19 protein-coding genes are annotated in these 17,170 nt (G+C 61.0%); 9 read left to right on the forward strand and 10 right to left on the reverse strand.

Annotated elements, in window-relative coordinates:
• Window positions 1-4: 4 nt before the first annotated feature.
• Window positions 5-880, reverse strand: a complete 876-nt coding sequence (locus C495_RS08550) for a bacteriorhodopsin (RefSeq protein ID WP_008161963.1) — start codon at window positions 878-880, stop codon at window positions 5-7.
• Between the two features lie 165 nt (window positions 881-1,045).
• A complete protein-coding gene (locus tag C495_RS08555) occupies window positions 1,046-1,771 on the reverse strand; it encodes a bacteriorhodopsin (protein ID WP_083902468.1) in 726 nt (241 codons plus the stop codon).
• Between the two features lie 166 nt (window positions 1,772-1,937).
• On the opposite strand from C495_RS08555, the gene C495_RS08560 reads away from it, so the two are divergent.
• A complete protein-coding gene (locus C495_RS08560) occupies window positions 1,938-2,546 on the forward strand; it encodes a hypothetical protein (protein ID WP_008161967.1) in 609 nt (202 codons plus the stop codon).
• A gap of 267 nt (window positions 2,547-2,813) precedes the next feature.
• Entirely contained in the window at window positions 2,814-3,728 is a 915-nt protein-coding gene (locus C495_RS08565; RefSeq protein WP_008161969.1) for an NAD+ synthase, read from the forward strand.
• 139 nt (window positions 3,729-3,867) lie between these two features.
• Here C495_RS08565 and C495_RS08570 read toward each other — a convergent pair whose 3' ends face one another.
• From C495_RS08570 to C495_RS08595, 6 genes are all read right to left on the reverse strand, one after another.
• Window positions 3,868-4,281 (reverse strand): hypothetical protein, encoded by a 414-nt coding sequence (locus C495_RS08570; RefSeq protein WP_049890227.1) that lies wholly within the window; start codon window positions 4,279-4,281, stop codon window positions 3,868-3,870.
• A 48-nt stretch (window positions 4,282-4,329) separates the two neighbouring features.
• A complete protein-coding gene (locus C495_RS08575; protein WP_008161972.1) occupies window positions 4,330-4,623 on the reverse strand; it encodes a MarR family transcriptional regulator in 294 nt (97 codons plus the stop codon).
• 301 nt (window positions 4,624-4,924) lie between these two features.
• Window positions 4,925-6,103, reverse strand: a complete 1,179-nt coding sequence (locus C495_RS08580; RefSeq protein ID WP_049890228.1) for a DUF5305 domain-containing protein — start codon at window positions 6,101-6,103, stop codon at window positions 4,925-4,927.
• 153 nt (window positions 6,104-6,256) lie between these two features.
• Window positions 6,257-7,426, reverse strand: coding sequence for a signal peptidase I (locus C495_RS08585; RefSeq protein WP_008161976.1), 1,170 nt, complete (start codon window positions 7,424-7,426; stop codon window positions 6,257-6,259).
• Window positions 7,427-7,532: 106 nt separating this feature from the next.
• Complete coding sequence (locus tag C495_RS08590; RefSeq protein WP_008161978.1) at window positions 7,533-8,675, reverse strand: CARDB domain-containing protein; 1,143 nt, start codon at window positions 8,673-8,675, stop codon at window positions 7,533-7,535.
• A gap of 62 nt (window positions 8,676-8,737) precedes the next feature.
• Complete coding sequence (locus C495_RS08595) at window positions 8,738-9,346, reverse strand: hypothetical protein (protein ID WP_008161979.1); 609 nt, start codon at window positions 9,344-9,346, stop codon at window positions 8,738-8,740.
• A 470-nt stretch (window positions 9,347-9,816) separates the two neighbouring features.
• On the opposite strand from C495_RS08595, the gene C495_RS08600 reads away from it, so the two are divergent.
• The 5 genes from C495_RS08600 (at window position 9,817) to C495_RS08615 (ending at window position 14,160) form a co-directional block, all read left to right on the forward strand.
• Window positions 9,817-10,650, forward strand: a complete 834-nt coding sequence (locus C495_RS08600; protein WP_008161981.1) for a bactofilin family protein — start codon at window positions 9,817-9,819, stop codon at window positions 10,648-10,650.
• Between the two features lie 129 nt (window positions 10,651-10,779).
• Window positions 10,780-11,322, forward strand: a complete 543-nt coding sequence (locus C495_RS08605; RefSeq protein WP_008161983.1) for a DUF7344 domain-containing protein — start codon at window positions 10,780-10,782, stop codon at window positions 11,320-11,322.
• Window positions 11,323-11,324: 2 nt separating this feature from the next.
• Window positions 11,325-11,885: a hypothetical protein gene (locus C495_RS17660; RefSeq protein WP_152418892.1), complete on the forward strand. Its 561-nt coding sequence runs from the start codon at window positions 11,325-11,327 to the stop codon at window positions 11,883-11,885.
• 135 nt (window positions 11,886-12,020) lie between these two features.
• Window positions 12,021-12,344, forward strand: coding sequence for an EMC6-like membrane protein (locus C495_RS08610; protein ID WP_008161985.1), 324 nt, complete (start codon window positions 12,021-12,023; stop codon window positions 12,342-12,344).
• 1 nt (window position 12,345) lies between these two features.
• Window positions 12,346-14,160, forward strand: coding sequence for a ribosome biogenesis/translation initiation ATPase RLI (locus C495_RS08615; protein ID WP_008161986.1), 1,815 nt, complete (start codon window positions 12,346-12,348; stop codon window positions 14,158-14,160).
• 65 nt (window positions 14,161-14,225) lie between these two features.
• On the opposite strand, the gene C495_RS08620 is transcribed toward C495_RS08615, so the two are convergent.
• On the reverse strand, window positions 14,226-14,987 hold the full coding sequence (locus C495_RS08620) for a hypothetical protein (RefSeq protein WP_338036870.1): 762 nt from the start codon (window positions 14,985-14,987) through the stop codon (window positions 14,226-14,228).
• 339 nt (window positions 14,988-15,326) lie between these two features.
• Window positions 15,327-15,848, reverse strand: a complete 522-nt coding sequence (locus C495_RS08625) for an archaemetzincin family Zn-dependent metalloprotease (RefSeq protein WP_008161988.1) — start codon at window positions 15,846-15,848, stop codon at window positions 15,327-15,329.
• A 39-nt stretch (window positions 15,849-15,887) separates the two neighbouring features.
• Between C495_RS08625 and C495_RS08630 the strand changes: the two genes are divergently transcribed.
• Together C495_RS08630 and C495_RS08635 are read left to right on the forward strand one after the other, a co-directional pair.
• Entirely contained in the window at window positions 15,888-16,292 is a 405-nt protein-coding gene (locus C495_RS08630) for a UPF0146 family protein (protein ID WP_008161991.1), read from the forward strand.
• Between the two features lie 84 nt (window positions 16,293-16,376).
• The gene (locus C495_RS08635; protein ID WP_008161992.1) at window positions 16,377-17,036 is read left to right on the forward strand and encodes a metalloprotease family protein; all 660 of its coding nucleotides are present in this window, start codon (window positions 16,377-16,379) and stop codon (window positions 17,034-17,036) included.
• Window positions 17,037-17,170 lie beyond the last annotated feature (134 nt).

The raw sequence follows: 17,170 nt of genomic DNA on the forward strand, positions 1-17,170 counted from the left end.
TCGGTCAGTCGTCTGCTGGGCTGGACTCGGAGAGGGTGGAGCCGTAGTCCGCACCGCCAGTGATCGACGCCGGTTCGTTAGCAACGTAGAAAATGGCAACGAATGTCACGATGTACTTCGTGATGATGTCAAGGATGCTGTATCCCCATGAGGTAATCGCGACATCTAAGAGTGCGAACCCTTCGACGCCGAGCGCCCAGAGGATCGGATAGCCGAACCAGCCGACGACGGTAAGAATCTTCAGTGTCGTGAACAGGTCCGCGGTGCCGGTTCGTTCGGCCTCGCGGGTCCAGTCGACGAGGATGACGTACACGATCACGAGGAAGAAAGTAGAGCTCAGCACGAACCACCACCAGCGCAGCGCCAGTGAGGACGTCGTCAGGGCCGCTGCCAGGCCGGTGACACACATCGCGATCGTAAACGCGCAGGTCGTCAGGATCTTCGTCCAGTTCGACCCGGCGATCATCCCGAGCGCAATCAGAATGAACGGTGTGGAGAACGTCCACGTGAGGTATCGACCCCACATTACCAACACGCCGTCCTCGCCGGCCGTCGTCGAACCCGCGGCGGGGTGGTCCGCCGGCATCTCGATGATACTCAGCGTCAGCCCCGACGTGAGTCCGGTGTAACTCGAGATCGAGACGACCGAAATCAACATGAGCGCGATCGCGATCGCCTTCGAACGCGGATCGGTGAGGGACCGTCCCAGGTAGACGATGCCGAGAATGGTGAGTCCGGCGAGGACGATGTTGACGACGAACGACAGCGCGAGCAGCGTGTTGCCGCCACCGAAAATGTACTCAAACAGTTCCGCGTCGGTCAGGCCATTCTGGAGGATGTGATGTCGCACGTCGAACGCGAACGCGGTTAGTGACTGCATGCGTGTCGATTACTTCAACGCCACGACATATAAACGGATGTCCGCCCCGAGACGGATATTTACGGGTGTTGAACGGTCACAGCGCGGTGAGGGCCGAGGCAAAGACGAGCGATGAGCGGGACGTGGTCTCGCACTCAGTCGGACTCGAGCGGTAACTCCGAGTCGTCACGCAGCTGCGACAGATGGTGTGACGGCCCGTTCGAGGACGGAGCGGCTTCGGAGCAGGATCACTCCGAAGCCGACCTTCGCCGAGAGGTCGAGGATCATGAATGCGGCCGTCTCCCAGTAGAGCGGGAGAATGCCGAACGTTCCTTCAGTTCCGAGGATCCAGACGACGGGGTAGAGCAGCCACAGCACGATGAGCAGGTTACGTAGCGTGCTGAACAGCGACGCCACCTCTGGCGACTGGTTCCGGGCACTCTTCGAAAGCGTCCCGACGAGGACGTACAACAACACGAGCAGGGCACCGGTGCTGATACCCCACCACGCAATCCGAGTGCCGGGGGTCGCCGCGAACGCCGCGATCGTGCCGGTTCCAATCATGAAGACGTCGAGACCGATCAGCGTCGCGATCGTGTTGCGGTTCGCGCCGGCGAGCAGCGCGAGGTCGAGCAACAGCAGCGGTGTCGTGAAGATCCAGTCTGCGTACCGCGCCCAGTAGATCGTAAGCGCCTGGTCGCCGACCATCACTTCGGTGACGCCAAAGCCTGTCGCCATCGCGAAGTACATCACCGCCGCGATCGCCGTTATGAAGATCGTGATGATGTAAAACTCCTGCATCTTCGGGTCTCGAACGCCGCGTCCACGACCGATGAAGTAGAGCGTTCCGAGCGTCATTCCAATCGTTCCGATCCACAGCCACAGGGATTCTGGACCAACTAGTGTGGTCATATTTGCGAATAGAACTTCGTAAAATATACCAGTAAGCCCTAACGGAGATAACAGCTAGCCGCGAGTGTATGTCCGGTGTTTTGACTCTGGGTTTGAAATCGGAGTGTATATTTCGACGCTCCGTGTTCGGCCACCTGAACCGGCGGCCAGTCACACTCTCGAACTGATGACTTCAACTGATCCAAACGATCCGATTGCGGACGCACTCCTCGGTGAGTCGACGTACGAGCGGCTTCGAGTGGAGCGATACGCGCTGATCAAACGACGAATTCCGCAGAAACTCGTCTATCAGAGCGGGCTGTTGCTCGTGCTCGCACTTGTCGTGCCGATTGCAGCCACCTATCCGTCCTCGGTCCGGGCAGCCTTCCCGGGAGGCGAGCCCCTGTGGGCGTCGCCGCTCGTTCTCTGGGTCGGCGTCTGCGCCGGCGCGATCCAGCTTGGAACTGCGTCGTGTCTCATCGCGGTATCGATTGTGCGTCGCAGCCGTGAACCGGAGTTATCGGAGGCAGCGGCACACACATTATTGAACGTTGAAGACGTCGCGTCGATGTTCGGATTGGCGACCGGTGGGTTCGCTATTCTGCTCACGGTCGGATTCTTCTTGCTCGGCCACGCGGGAGGAGAGACGTTTCAGTCGGTTATCACCGCTGCGCCGCAAAACCCGTACGAACAGACTGGCGTCTCGGTCCCTGTGATCGCAGTTGGTACGGCAGCGGCGATCAGTTCCGCCGTCGTCTACCTCTGCAGTCGGTATCTCCGGTCGACGGCGGCGTAAACACCTGGACTGGGTGGGAGACGTTGCTCGACTGAACTGTGTGTAAGGGGGTCTGACAGCCGCTCCGAACGAATAGCGCTCTTTCACACAATGAAGAGAACATTCGTGGCACCTTTTTACGGAAACTATTGGATTACTTTCTCGAACTCTCTATCTGCTGCCTGTTTGTTTATCAATATCACACGGATCTACTAGCTGTTTAAGGATCAGGCATTTATACAAGACGAATGTTTGAATCGAGTATGGATACAATGGTGTTTGATCGCTATGGGCGCTGATAGACAGACGGTCGGGTACTCGAATGCCGGAACGACGATGGGATCGTTCATTACGGACCCCGACGGCCTCGAGCGAATCCGTTCGCTGATCGTCGACGATATCCGAACGGTCGTCGACAATGCAGGCGCACAGGGGGCCGTCGTCGCGATGAGTGGCGGGATCGACTCCACCGTGACGGCGGCGTTGGCTGTCGAAGCGCTCGGTAGCGACCGCGTGCTCGGACTGGGACTGCCCTGTCACAAGGCCGAACACACCGGCGTCAGCGAGGCGCGGACCATCGCGGAAGGGTTGGGCATCGAGTTCACAGAGATCCAGCTTCGGCCGCTGCTCGAGGCGTTCGACGAGACAGTCGTGAGCGCCCTCGAGGCCGACACCGAAGCGGAGAACGGTGAGCGACCACACGAGCGCAACTACGCCGTCGGGAACGTGATCGCCCGACTGCGTATGTGCTGTGCGTACTATACGGCGAACCGAGAGCAGCGACTCGTGCTCGGAACGGCCAACCGCTCGGAGTGGTTGCTGGGCTACTTCACGAAGTACGGCGATGGGGCGGCCGACACGTATCCGCTCGGCGACCTCTATAAGACGGAGGTACGGGCGCTTGCAACACGGATCGGCGTGCCACGTCGGATCGTCAGCAAGGAGCCGACGGCGGGGTTCTGGGCGGACCAGACCGATGCCGGTGAACTCGGTGCACCCTACGCCGTGATCGACCCGCTGTTACAGCGCCTCGTCGACGACGGTGACTCGATCCGTGACGCTGCGGCCGCGGTCGGTATCGACCGCGAGACGGCACACTCGCTTGCGTGGTTGTGTGCCGAAACCCAACACAAACGGGCCATGCCGCCCACGCCGGGAATCGGCGACCGGGACGACAGCGCCGGCCGGTATAGTAGCCACTGAACGTCAGTGCACACCCGATCGCACGATGGCTGTGCGATCGGTGTGTAAACCGTTTCAGTTGTTACTATAGCCCTCGCAGACAGCATCTCGCTCACGTCCTCGAGCGACGAAAACGGGGTTGTGGCGGCTCCGTGTCGGATCAGCGACTGGCCTCACGGCCGTACAGGGTTGGATTCCGCCACCAGAACAGTCCCCACGAGAGCATGAAGCCGACGGCCATCGCAGCGATGTCCTGGAGGAACTGCGGAAGCCCGACGTCGATGATCGCGACGAGTGCGATCGCCGAGCCGACTGCTGCGCCGATGATGACGAACACCAGATCGCCGACGATATGTTCCCGGCTTTGCTCCCAGTACGGCTGTCGATCTTCGTCGTACCAGACGCCGATGTAGATCAACACCGGTGCCATCGACGTGATTACGGTAATCACGTGATACTCTTCAGGAACGCCTGCGGGTCTGAGAACGGCCATGTTGAAGGCGTTCGCAACGAGAACCATCGCGAACAGGCCAACTAGGAGCCATCCCCATCGCGGTAACGTCTGTTTGTCCATGCCGAGAGACTGTTCCCCCCACCAGAATAGTCTGCCGTTCGCGCTCGATTACTCCGCGCAGCAGGCGTCTTTTTTCGGGGACTCGTCGACGCCGTTACCGTCGGCCGCGACCGGTTCCTCGAGTCGATAGAGACTCTGTCGAGCGTCCGCAAAGTAGATGTCCTCGTCGACCATTCCGATCCCTTCGAGGCGCTCGAGTGCGTATCGGACGGTCCGAGCCGACAGCATCGATTCTTCGACGATCTGCTTCTGGGTCAACGGCCCATCGTACTCGAGAACCTTGAAGACGAGTTTGGCGCTCGGTGGCAAGTCTTCGATGTCCTCCCCGTCGGTCTCTGCCATACTACTGATCGAACAGTCCCAGCGGCATAAAAGTTGAGCCTTACGAGGGAACGTCGACATGATACATTCCAAGAGAATATGGATAGAAAATTGGTGAGAGATCGTGTATCTGTGGGCATATCGGAACCTGACTTGGTAGTCAGGTACTGGAAGATTCTGCATCGATCGAGATGGAGTATACGGTCTGTTGCAGTCACTGCCCGCGGTTCACCGACGCCACCGCCCGTGTTCGGCGGCGGCGATCGAACCGCTGACTCAAAGCGGTTTGAAACGGCGGTGACGGACTCGCAGCGCCCGGCGTCTAGAGCTGTTTCCAGACGTCTTCGTCGTCTTCGAACCCGTCTTCGGCGGGGTCCGCGAACTCGTCTTCACCGTCGAACTCGAGTTCGTCTGGCGAAAAGGCCGGCGTATCGTCCGGCGGCTGTGACTGCTTTGTGAGGTTCAGTTCCGGCCAGGCGGTCTCTTCCCAGAGCCCACGGTCGCTGTAGTAGTAGACCACGTCGTCGGTGACGACGGCAAACAGGCCGCGCTGGCGGTCGTTGACGACCCGTTCGTTCGTGTCGATCGCGACGTCGACGACGTCCTCTAAGGTGTCGAGCGAGATGTGGTAGTCGCCGACCCACATCGGAATGGAGCCACGCGAAATCCACTCGGCGTACCGTTTTTCGTGGACGGCACGCCGGGCAGCGTCCTCATCGACCGGCGCTCGTCGAGCGACGAACGCGGCACCCACAATAGAGAGCGTTCCCAGCAGGGAGAGCCCAGCGATGGTCCCGAGACTCCGCGATTCGGTCGTCTGTGCCGTCCCCACCTGATAGGTGTGTTCGTCCGCCGTTGCCAGTGACTCTGCAAGCCAGTATGCGTCGTCGGTTACGTGAAACGCCGTCGACGCCTGCTGTGTGCCCTGTGTTCTGCTGGTGTCGTACTCGGCTCGGAACTCTACCTCGAGGTCGACGGAGCCGATGCCGGACAGTTCACGCTCTAACTGGCGCTGGCGGTCGCGGTAGGATTCGACATCGATGGTCGCCGTCGACGCCGCGATACCGTTCTCGACGGCCGGCGACTCGTCGATCACGGTGTGGGTCTCGTTCCAGAACGGGTCGCCGTCTCTGACCGCTTCGAACCGGAACACCAGTTCGTGGCTCACGGCCGCGTCGTCGATCGGTGTGTTGGTCTCTTCGTTTACCAGCCTCGTCTCGGGCTCGAGCGTCAACTCCGGGGTGGCGTTGAGCGCGTAGACACGGCTGTTCTCGAGGCGCTCTCCCTCGCTCCAGAGTTCACCGTCTCGAACGACGACGGCACTCGTCTGGACATCGCTCTCGACGCGGTCGTCGCCGTACTGGGTGGTCGTCTCCGTGGTCGGATTCGCGACGGCCCACCCCGTCGCGACGAGTGCGAGGGCACCGATGACGACCAGCGCGATCGCCACCAGACGACCGTACTGGGCGAGCACTAACTCGAGACGCGGATTATCGATCACAGTTTGAACACCCTTCAGGACCGGATATCACAGTTCTCTCCCCACCGTTTTCTCCCCGACCCGCCCCAACGGATCGGCTGGCGGACGCGCATGCGTACATTCACTTTTTGCAACCACTATAACGATGTCGGCCACCGCGACTCGACCCGACAGTCACAGCCACTTCCGGAGCTTTCGCTTGAGGCGAGTCGACAGCGGGACGTGCCTGCCAGCGGACCGCAGTCGCAAGTCACCGCGACCGAACACGACGAGGACGATCGTGACAGCAACCCCGACGATAACGCCGTTGACGGCGGCGATCGCGACAAGCGGGTGGAGTCCGTGCAGCCAGACCAGAAGCGACGGCGGTAACACCGCGAGATAGCGGTGCTCACTGACGTGGCGGGTGTACTCGCCGGTCGTCTCGGGAGCCGTCAGTGAGACCGTCGTCTCCCCGCTCGAGCGAAGCCCGACTGTCTGCCAGGGCGGGTCCGTCTCAACGTTGTTACTTCTGGCTTCGTGGACGACCACGATGGGGAGATAGCCCGCGTTGTCGATCGTCCGGGTGAGTTCGCCCGTCTCGCCGGGGGCGAGTATCTGCGGGTTGTCCTCGGGCGTCTCGGTACTCACGACTTCGTACTCGGTGGTCCCCGACGGGACGACCATCGCCGCGGTCGCAAACGTCACGAACACGAGCAAGACGAGCCCGAGCGTCGTCCAGAACGCGAGGACGTTCTCTCGAGAGCGCGAGCGTTTCTTTTCGCGTCGTGCAGGGCCGATTCGCTCGAGGAGCACGCCGAAGCCGAGCAGGGCAACGCCGACGGCGACCAGCAGCGAGCCGATCCCCTCCGAGTCGGGCGACGTTGTCAGCCCGAGAACCGAGCCGATCGTCCCAGCGGCTGCCGCCGCAGTGTTTTGGACGCCCATGATCGCCGTCCCGAGGTGGGGAATCGTGACGACCTCGCCGTTTACCTGCCACGCTTTGGCGACGATCTGGCCGTCCGTGACGTGGGGCTCGCCGCCGTCCTGATCGGTAAACGGGTTGGCGTCGCCTTTCGTGACGTACCCCTCACTGGTTTCCCCGACAACCCGATGGGTCGTCAGCCCGCCGCCATGAAGCTCTCGCGCCTCGAAGACGACCACGTCGCCGTCTGTGACCGACCCCGTGACGGCGCTCGGAATCGCGACGAAGCCGTCGCCGGCGTCCATCGTCGGCTCCATACTGCCCGTCGCGACGTAGCCCAGCAAAATCGGCTGTCCCAGTAGCTGGCCGACCAACAACAACACGATCGCGAGTGCGACGACGACACCGAGCGCTCGCTTGAGGAGCGTCGTCGACGTCATTGGCTCGTCTTGCGGACGTTCATGAACACCAGACTATTCAATCAGACAGATATTCGGGATCGAACACCTTAAACGCCCCGTGGAGCCCTCGAGTCGCTGCGCCGTCTTAGCTCGAGACGAACGCCCAGCGGCGGTTCGCCGCGGCCGCCAAGAACAGGAACCCGGCCGCCATCGGCGGGGCGAGCGCTGCCGTCGTCGCCGCCGAAAGTTCGCGGTCCTGAATCGAGGTCGCCGTCGCCTCCGAGACGGTGACCGTTCCCGAATCGACGCCACTGACGGCGATCGAATACGTTCCCGGCTCATCGAACCGGTGGTCGAACGTCACCGTCCGCTCTGAGTTCGGCTCGATCGTCACCGTTCGCGTGTCGACGACGATTCCGTCGACGGCAAGCTCGAGGGTGCGCTCGACTTGACTCTCCGTCGGGTTCGACACCGTCGCCTCGACCGTCGTCGTCTCGCCCGCGGTGAGTTCGCTGTCGGCAACCGAGACATCGAGCACGTCGATCGGCGGCCCCTCGACGCTGACCGCGGTGGTCTGTCCGTCGACGCCGATCTCGTACGTGCCGGGCCACTGGAGCTCCCGTTCGAAGATCACCGAGGTCGTCTCGCCGGGACCGATTTCGAACTGCGTGGTGTCGACGACGACGCCGTCGACGGTCAGCGTGGCCGTCCGCTGTCTCGGCAACACGGCATCGTTCCGATAGGTCGCGTTCACCGTCACCGAGTCGCCCGTCTCGACGGTCGTCGCATCGAGTTCGACGGACTCGAGTTCGACATCGGTCGGCTCGTCGTCTTCGTCGTCATCCTCCTCGTCGGCCTCGTACCGGACGTGAACCGTGAACGTCTCGGTGCCGCTTTCGGCGAGATGCGTATCGACCGCCACACCGATGCTCGTCGTTTGGCCGGCCGTTGGCTCGAGTGGGTTCGACGCCGAGACAGTCGCTGAACGGTCGCCATCCGCGTAGAACTCGAGGCCGTCGACCTCGTTTTCGATCCAGATGTCTTCGACGGCGTTGTCGTTGACAGCGATCGTGAAGACCTCATCTGCGTGTGTGATCGCACGGTCGTTGAGTTTCTCGAGATCGAGTCGGAGCTCGCCGTCTTCGATTGTGGTGTAGGAAGAGGTTGGCTCGAGGACGACGTCGTCGGCTGCCGTGTCTTCACCCACCGTGATCGCGACTGTTGGGACTGCCAACGCGAGGAGAAAGCAGGCTGCGGCGGCAGTGAGCAGGATCTTGGTGGATGGCATTCCATATTTTGATACGTGATATTCTCGTCTATACCGACCTATCGTCGGGAGAATCCGACGATCTATGCTTCGACTTCGTTAGCCTCGATAGTAATGTCCTCACTGACACTCTCTCCATCACTGATATCGCCGTCAGTCGTAATAGTAACATCGTACACGACTGACTCTTCCGCTCCCGAAGCTAGGTTGTTATCATCTCCACTGAGGTCTTCGCCGCTAATGTTTGTATGGGCAGGCCCCCCATCTTCGAAATTGCTCTCATCAATTTCCGCGTGGTTGTCGTTCACCGTGAAATCGAGAGTCACGTCGTTTCCGTCATCACTGATCGTAATTTCACTATCAGAGAGACCAGTGATACCGACATTATTCGTGCCCTGGTTTGTGATTGCCACCATCCCATCGAAGGTGGTTGTTGCGTTGATGTTCAGCCCCTCTGCCTCAGTAAATTCCGTCAGATCGATCTCTGCCACGTCGTTGTCGCCGGCATAGTTTTCATTAACTTCGATCGCGAGCAGTGCGTCAGTGTCGTCAGACACTTGAATACTCACCGTCCGATCCGCACTCACACTACTGAACGCACCCGTCCCCAGCGCAGCTCCGCCGCCCGCGACGATCGTTCCCAGTCCAACTAACACATTTCGTCGGTTCATGCTCATGATTGTAGTCTCCATGTAGCCACGTCGCCTCCAACGGCGAGGGGCGGAACGCGGCTCTTACTCATCCCTTGGAACCCCACCCACTTTGTATTGAGTATCGAGACTCTGTTCAGGCTTGATAATACCTGCTGCAGCGACACCGCAATCCGCTTCAAGCCCGGCCTGAACGCCCGAAATCGGCCGTCTCGAGCATTTGGATTGCTGCCAGTTCACACAACCTCGAGTGACACGACACCTCGAGACACCCGAAAACTGTCGACACCTGTCGTGTCTGGGGTAGTCGCCGACACTCGAGACAGCGAATCGACGCCGATCTCACCGCACAGCGATTCGAGGGCAATTGACAGATGATATTCCATGACAGTACAGTGTACTTATGTATTCTCGACCCGTAGCTATCATACGGATACAGGTGCTCGAGACGGCGAAATTGTGCCAATTCGTAACATCTGTGTCGGGGTTGTCACAGTACACAGTATTCCAATATGACACGTCCATTCACGGGTCTCGCGATCGTGTTCATCCTCCTCGGCGTGGTGGTCATGGCCGGGCCGACGTTCGGCTTCGCCACGATCGCCGCCGACCGTGGTGTGAGCGTCGCGACGGCCGACGACTCGAGTGCCTATCTCGGCCTCGAGGATCGCTCGGCGTCGGCGGCGATCGACTCGCCCGCGGAGTCGACGGTCGTCTACACCGTGACGGACAACTTTGGCGGGGCTGATCCGACTGCCGTCGATGCCTCGGTGGTTCGAATTACCGACGACAACAGCGACCCGGTCACGTCGACGACGCTGTCGGCGACGGTCCAGCCCGGCAGCGAAGCCAATACGTTCGATGTTCACCTCGCGTGTACCGACGCGACGTCGCTCGAGGGATCTTACCGCGTCCTGTTACAGTTCGTCGCGTCGGGCGACGGCTCGAGCGTGGACGCGACTCGAGAGACGGCCGCCCTCGTACCCGTGGACTGTACTGCGGAGCCGGTCGTGATCACGGTCGATGAAGACGGCGATGTCACTGCCGGGGGCGACGTGACGGTCGACAATAACGTCGATGTCGGCGGCAGCATCAACAGCGGCGGATCGGTGACGGTCGACAACAACGCGAAGATCGGCGGCAACATCGTCGCACAAGGCGACATCACGATCCGGAACAACGCTGTCAGCGGCGATCTCATCGCTGGCGGGAACGTCGACATTCGGAACAACGCCGAAATCGACGGTGACGTCATGGCTTGCGGGACCGTCACTGTCGGAAACAACGCGGTCGTCACCGGGACGATCCTCGAGAATCAGACTGACCTGCCCGGCATCCAGTGTTGACGCTGTTATCCGTATGTTGGGTGGCTGTCGAACCGATCCCGTGCCGTGCTTAAGTACGATTCCCACGAGTTCGTGATAGTACAGTATACTTATTGGTTGTGAGTCCCTTAGTTCTAGACAGACACTGAAATGGCGACACAGGTAGCAACTCGGTCAGATCCTGATCAAGGGGAAATCTTCGATCTGCTGAGCAATCACCGTCGTCGCTATGCGATCCACTACTGCAAACGTGAGGGCGAGCCCGTCGAACTCGGCGACCTCGCCGAACACGTCGCTGCGTGGGAACTCGACAAAGAGATCGACGAGTTGACCTCGGCCGAACGCAAGCGCGTCTACACGTCGTTACAACAGACGCACCTGCCGACGCTCGAGCGCGCCGACATGATCGAGTTCGACAATCGAACGATTGCGCTGACCGACCACGCCGCGGAGTTAGACGTCTATCTCGACGTCGTGCCGGCGAACTCGATTCCGTGGGGACTGTACTATCTCGGGCTGGCTGTGCTAGGTTCGGTCGTGATGGCTGGGTTGTGGCTCGAGTGGGTGCCGACGGGGACGGTCCCCGAACTCGGCTGGGCAACGCTGGTGTTCGCGCTGTTTGCGGTCTCGGCAGTCGTCCACGTCGCACAGAGCCGACGGATGCGATTGGGGGAAATGGAGAAACCACCGTAAACATGGATACACTTGGCAAAATCGCGGTAGTGTTTATTATTTTGGGAGCCGTGCTTCTCGCCGGGCCAGTATACGGATTCACGTCGATAGCATCTGAACGAGGAGTGCAAGTGAGTACTGCCGAGGGAACAAGTGCGTACCTTGGAATGGAATCTACGGATAATAGTGTCAACGGCGTAGATGGAACTGCAGTCGCGATTCTACACAATAATCTTGAGTCGGATATGACTTTCACTGACATCAGTATTGATATCACCGGAGACAATAATCTACTTGACGAGTCCAATACCCCCACCGAGATTGGAGCGGGAAATAACAAGACAGTTGATGTTGTATGTGAAGAAACAGTGGGTGGGCCACCAGATGGTGCCAGTGGGGTGGCAAATATCCACATCACTGTTGAACAGGCAGACGCTAACGGAGTAACAATTACAGATGCTTCTCTTAAGTTCGACTCTGGTTACGACTGTCACCAAAGTGCTGATGACGAAAACCAAGACGAAAGTGGGGAGGAATGTGATGGCCCACCATGGGGACAAGGTGGGAAGCCGGATAACTGCTAAAATTTCAAAAACACATAGCGATCATCCCTACAGGGATGACACCACGAATGTGGTTTGTCAACAGAACCTGTTTTGGACTCAAATGCTGTCGATCAATGCGAACGCCTTTTTAGGCCCGAACGCGGACATCGAGCCATGTCGACCGAATCGATCAGCGACCGACGCGAGCATATCCGCTCGATCAGCGTGACGGCGCTGTCCGCGCTGCTCGGCGTCGCCGCGGCCTTCGCCTCGATGTCCATTACGGGCGATCTCAGCCCGGCGGACGCTGCAGGGGATACACGAGCGCTCATGCTCGTGGCCGGGGCGATCCTCGCGCAGTTTATCCTCTATGACTTCACCGGCATCTACGGTGAAGACGAGTTCGGCATCAAACACTACCTGTTCATCACGTTCATGACGTTCTCGCTGTGGTTCGTGACGTGGGGAATCTTGCTCACCACGGGGGTAACAGTATAGAATGGCAGACGACAGTATCGCCGTGGTCGACTTGGATCGCTGTCAGCCCGACCGCTGTAGCTACGAGTGTAAGAACTACTGCCCGCCGAACCGGACCGGCAAGGAGTGTATTACGCTCCGCGGCGAGGAGACCACTGAGGGCCAACCCGAGCAGATCCACATCTCCGAGGAGATCTGTCTCGGCGAGACCTGCGGGATCTGCGTCGAGAAGTGTCCGTTCGATGCGATCGAGATCATCAACCTCCCGAAGGAGTTGCAGGACGATCCAGCCCACCGCTACGGCGAGAACGCGTTCTCACTGTACGGACTCCCCGCGCCACAGGACGGGCAGGTCACGGGGATTCTCGGGCCAAACGGGATCGGGAAGACGACCGCCGTTCGCATTCTCGCGGGCGAACTCGAGCCCAATCTGGGCCGCCACGACGAGTCACCCGGCTGGGACGAAGTGCTCGAAGCCTATCGGGGGACGGAACTGCAAGACTACATCGCGGACGTTCGGGACGGCGAAGTGACCGTCGCCCGAAAGCCACAGTACGTCGATCAGATTCCGAACAGCTTCGACGGCAACACCCGCGAGTTGCTCGAGCGCACGAACGAGCGTGACGCTTTGGAGTACCTCGTCGAGCGCCTCGAGATCGGCCCCGTCATGGACCAGGCGATCGACGACCTCTCGGGCGGTGAACTCCAGCGGGTCGCCCTCGCGGCGACGCTGGCTCGAGACACGGACTTCTACTTCTTAGACGAGATCACGCCGTATCTCGACATGAGCCAGCGGGTCACGGCCGCACGACTGATCCGCGAACTCGCGGAGGAAGAACAGAAGTCGATGCTCGTCGTCGAACACGACCTCGCGATCCTCGATCTGCTCGCGGACACGCTCCACGTCGCCTACGGTGAGCCGGGAGCCTACGGTGTCATCACGTCGCCGAAATCGGTCCGAAACGGGATCAACGAGTATCTCTCGGGCTATCTCGACAACGAGAATATGCGGATTCGACCGAACCCGATCGAGTTCGAAGAACACGCACCCCGAAGCGAATCCCGCGGCGATACGCTCGTCGAGTACCCCGATCTCACCAAGAGCTACGGCGACGGCGAGTTCACCCTCGAGGTCGAAAGCGGCGAGATCCGCCAGAACGAAGTGCTCGGCATCGTCGGCCCGAACGGAATCGGGAAATCGACGTTCGCGAAGCTGTTGACTGGCAACCTCGAGTCGGATGCCGGCGACACGGACCTGAATCTGGACATCTCCTACAAGCCCCAGTACGTCACCATCGACCAGCCGATGCGGGTCGACGCCTTCCTCTCGTCGATCACCGACCAGTTCGGCTCATCGTACTGGAACACAGAAATCGCCCAGCCGCTCCAACTCGAGCGGATCATGGAGCAGAACCTCTCTGATCTCTCCGGTGGTGAACGCCAGCGGGTCGCCATTGCGGCCTGTCTCTCCGACTCCGCCGACCTCTACTTGCTCGACGAGCCGTCCGCCCACCTCGACGTCGAACAGCGTGTACAGGCGACGAGCGCGATTCGGCGGTACGCCGAACAGCAGGACGCGACCGTGATGGTCATCGACCACGACATCTACACGATCGACCTGCTCGCCGACCGGCTGATGGTCTTCGACGGCGAACCGGCCGTGTCCGGTCGTGCTGGCCAGCCACAGGCGATGCGTGACGGAATGAACGAGTTCCTGGCAAACCTCGACGTGACGTTCCGCCGGGACGAACGAACCTCGCGCCCGCGGATCAACAAACCCGACTCGCAGCTGGACCGCCAGCAAAAAAGCGAAGGCGAGTACTACTACGCACCCTGATCGAACGGTCGATTCGGAATTCAACGGCGAATGCGCGTTAGCTGATCGGTTTCTGCAATCTCAAACTACGACTCATCGAGGAGGATCGCGAGTCCGAACCACGCGAGCACGAGCCCCGGCAGCGCATACCCGAGCACGGCACTCGAGACGACGAGCCCACCCGTCGCCCCGAAGACGGCACCCGCCGCGGCGACGAGGCTGCCGAGGACGATCAGTCCGGCGGCGACGACGCGCGTCGCAGCCGCTGTGGTGTCGTCGTCCCCAGTCGAGGGACGCTCGAGCGGGTCGACCAGCCGCCACTCGGGGGAGTGGGGTTCCTCGAGTCGGTACCGATCGCCCATCAGCGAGGCGACGACGGCGTCGCCGGCGCGTCGAGTCAGCGGTGTCCACCACGCATCCTCGCCGGCCCGTGTATCACGGTCTATCCGGGCCAGATAGATCGACTCCCCGACGAGATGGCCGATCGATGCGGCGTCGTAGCCGACGTCCTCGACGATTCGTGCGAGGAGATACTGCTCGGACCAAGGGATCGGCTTCTCGAGCGTGAAGACGGCGACCTCGTCGTGGGGCAGGGTGACCTCGAGTCGGACCGTTCGGTCGTCCACCGATTCGAGGCCCGTCACGCGTCCCTCGACGTAGCCGTCCGGCGTCGTCAGCAGGTCGATTCGACCGAGTTCGTCCTCGAGGGCTCGCTCGGGAGCAGTGGCGTCGACCGCGTCCGACGGAGGTGGTCGCTCATCAGTACGGGCCGATCGGTCCGCCGTCGGCGACCGTGTCTCGCGTTCGATTTCGATCTCGATTTCGTCGTCGTCGGTCGAGTCGGTCACTGGCTCCACCTCCAGCATCGACATCGCCGACGGCGACAAGCATCGTGACTGGTCGAGGGTCGCGCGTCGGTCGACAAGGACTGGGTGTGCGGTGACACGGTGATTCGGATAACCGTGTTAGACGGTCGAGAAATAAATCGTTGTTCCGCGATCGGTCGAACCGGCGACCGCGTCGTGACACGTCGACCGCGCTCGAGCGCACAGCGGGGTCCACTCACCACGAAACGGGACTGGTCGCGAGTCGGTCATCGTCGTCAGGTCCCGTGTCGAACAGGCAGGCGGCTAGCCGTTGCCCACACTGCAGGGGACACCGAGACGGTTCGAGAACGCCCCCGAGTGTTAGCTAATCAGTCGTTGACAGCTTCCACAGAGGTTCTCCTCTTTGATGTCGACTTCGCGGACGGTCGGCGAGAAGTTCATGACACAGCGGTTGTTGTCGCAGTGTTCGAGGCCGTAGGTGTGGCCGATCTCGTGGACGATCTCCTTGCGGACGCGGTCCTCGAAGATGTCGGCCGCGCTCTGGTTCGAGAAGCCGCCGTCGCTCGAGGTCTGGAGTCGGTAGGTCGAGACGACGCTGCCGCTGCCATCGAGATAGGCCAGTCCGAAGACGTAGTTTCGGCGACGGTAGAAGAGGTCGTGTGGCGTGATCGCGATGTTTTTATCACCACGACCGACACGTTCGGCGAGTTGAATGAACGTCTCGGCGGTGTACTGGTTCCGGTCGGCGTCGTAGGCACCGTTCGGAACCGACTGGGCGTCATGGATCGTGACGTCGCAGTCGTAGACCGATCGCAACGCGGCGGAGGCCGACCGCTTGACGTTCGCGGAGACGTTGCCGACCGGCACGATATCGACGAGCATGGCAACTGCTATGGCCGCGGGTGGCATAAACGTCCCGCCGTGGCCCACTCTCGCCGGAACGTGACGACGTTGCTCGATGCCCTGACAGCTTACGACCGCGTCGTGGAGGTCGGAATCGGTCGTCGAACCGACGTGGCGGCGGCGCTCGCCGAACGCGGCGTCTCCGTTACCGCAACCGACGTTCACGACCGCGATGTGCCTGACGGCGTTCGATTCGCTCGCGACGATATCGTTGCTCCCGAGCCGTCGGTCTACGCCGACGCGGACGCGATCTACGCGCGCAATCTGCCGCCCGAACTCCACCGCCCGACACTCGAGGTCGCCCGCGCGGTCGATGCCGAGTTCCTGTTTACGACGTTGGGTGGCGACCAGCCCACGATTCCTGTCGAACGCCGGACCATCGAGACGGGGACGCTGTACGTGGCTCGAGCGATGGACTCATAGCTCGTCCCAGCAGGCACACGACGGGGCGCTGTTCGTTTCCAAGAGGTAACGGTATTAGGAACAGTCACCATAGCTGTATCATCGATGCCCGCTGACACCGCCCTCGTCATCGTCGCGCTCGCGCTCGCGCTTGCCGTGCTCGCGCTCGCGGTGATCGGGATCGGGTCGCTGTGCTGGCTCGCCCTTCAACTCCTCGTGCTCCCGGGCGTTGTCGTCCACGAGTTCGCCCACAAGCAGGCCTGCGACCTCGTCGGTGTCCCCGTCCTCGAGGTCGCGTACTTCAGATTCGGCGATCCGTCGGGCTACGTGCGTCATGCCCAGCCGGATCGGTACCGCAAGTCGTTCGTGATCAGTGTTGCGCCGTTTCTGGTCAACACGGTCGTTTCACTGGCGGCGTTTCTCGGTGTCGCCATCCTCGTGACCACCGTCGTCGAGAGTCCGCTCTCACTCGAGTCGCTCGCCGACTTTCGGACGGCCTCGAGCGAGTGGGTCGTCCTCACAGCCGTGCTGGGCTGGCTGGGCGTTGCCGTCGGGATGCAGGCGTTTCCGAGCACTGGCGATGCGAACACGCTCTGGGTTCGGTCGCGGGCAGAGTGGCGGCGCTCGCCGGTCGTGTTGCTCGGTGTTCCCGTCGTCTTCGTGATCTACGTCGTCAATCTGCTGTCGTGGCTGTGGGCCGATGTGGTGTACGCGCTGGCACTCGGTTTGCTCGCGTTCTATGCGGTCGGTGTGGTGGCCCTCTGAGATCTGACTCCTGTCCGTAGATCGTCTACGTTCGAACCCAACTCGTCGCAAGCGGACGGGCGGTCTCGAGTGCGGCCGCTGCTCGCTTCGCGATTCGTCGCCCTTTATTCCCAGCGGTTCGTTAGCTCGCGTAT

The organism is Natronorubrum sulfidifaciens JCM 14089, from assembly GCF_000337735.1.
In the GTDB taxonomy this organism is placed as follows: Archaea; Halobacteriota; Halobacteria; order Halobacteriales; family Natrialbaceae; genus Natronorubrum; species Natronorubrum sulfidifaciens.

Excerpts from the sequence above, each read along its gene's own strand:
- C495_RS08605 (WP_008161983.1), top strand. The coding sequence starts at position 10,780 with ATGGCGACACAGGTAGCAACTCGGTCAGATCCTGATCAAGGGGAAATC.
- C495_RS08590 (WP_008161978.1), bottom strand. The coding sequence starts at position 8,675 with ATGCCATCCACCAAGATCCTGCTCACTGCCGCCGCAGCCTGCTTTCTC.
- C495_RS08565 (WP_008161969.1), top strand. The coding sequence starts at position 2,814 with ATGGGCGCTGATAGACAGACGGTCGGGTACTCGAATGCCGGAACGACG.
- C495_RS08555 (WP_083902468.1), bottom strand. The coding sequence starts at position 1,771 with ATGACCACACTAGTTGGTCCAGAATCCCTGTGGCTGTGGATCGGAACG.
- C495_RS08585 (WP_008161976.1), bottom strand. The coding sequence starts at position 7,426 with ATGACGTCGACGACGCTCCTCAAGCGAGCGCTCGGTGTCGTCGTCGCA.
- C495_RS08610 (WP_008161985.1), top strand. The coding sequence starts at position 12,021 with ATGTCGACCGAATCGATCAGCGACCGACGCGAGCATATCCGCTCGATC.
- C495_RS08575 (WP_008161972.1), bottom strand. The coding sequence starts at position 4,623 with ATGGCAGAGACCGACGGGGAGGACATCGAAGACTTGCCACCGAGCGCC.
- C495_RS08550 (WP_008161963.1), bottom strand. The coding sequence starts at position 880 with ATGCAGTCACTAACCGCGTTCGCGTTCGACGTGCGACATCACATCCTC.
- C495_RS08600 (WP_008161981.1), top strand. The coding sequence starts at position 9,817 with ATGACACGTCCATTCACGGGTCTCGCGATCGTGTTCATCCTCCTCGGC.
- C495_RS08570 (WP_049890227.1), bottom strand. The coding sequence starts at position 4,281 with ATGGACAAACAGACGTTACCGCGATGGGGATGGCTCCTAGTTGGCCTG.
- C495_RS08625 (WP_008161988.1), bottom strand. The coding sequence starts at position 15,848 with ATGCTCGTCGATATCGTGCCGGTCGGCAACGTCTCCGCGAACGTCAAG.
- C495_RS08615 (WP_008161986.1), top strand. The coding sequence starts at position 12,346 with ATGGCAGACGACAGTATCGCCGTGGTCGACTTGGATCGCTGTCAGCCC.
- C495_RS08635 (WP_008161992.1), top strand. The coding sequence starts at position 16,377 with ATGCCCGCTGACACCGCCCTCGTCATCGTCGCGCTCGCGCTCGCGCTT.
- C495_RS17660 (WP_152418892.1), top strand. The coding sequence starts at position 11,325 with ATGGATACACTTGGCAAAATCGCGGTAGTGTTTATTATTTTGGGAGCC.
- C495_RS08595 (WP_008161979.1), bottom strand. The coding sequence starts at position 9,346 with ATGGAGACTACAATCATGAGCATGAACCGACGAAATGTGTTAGTTGGA.
- C495_RS08560 (WP_008161967.1), top strand. The coding sequence starts at position 1,938 with ATGACTTCAACTGATCCAAACGATCCGATTGCGGACGCACTCCTCGGT.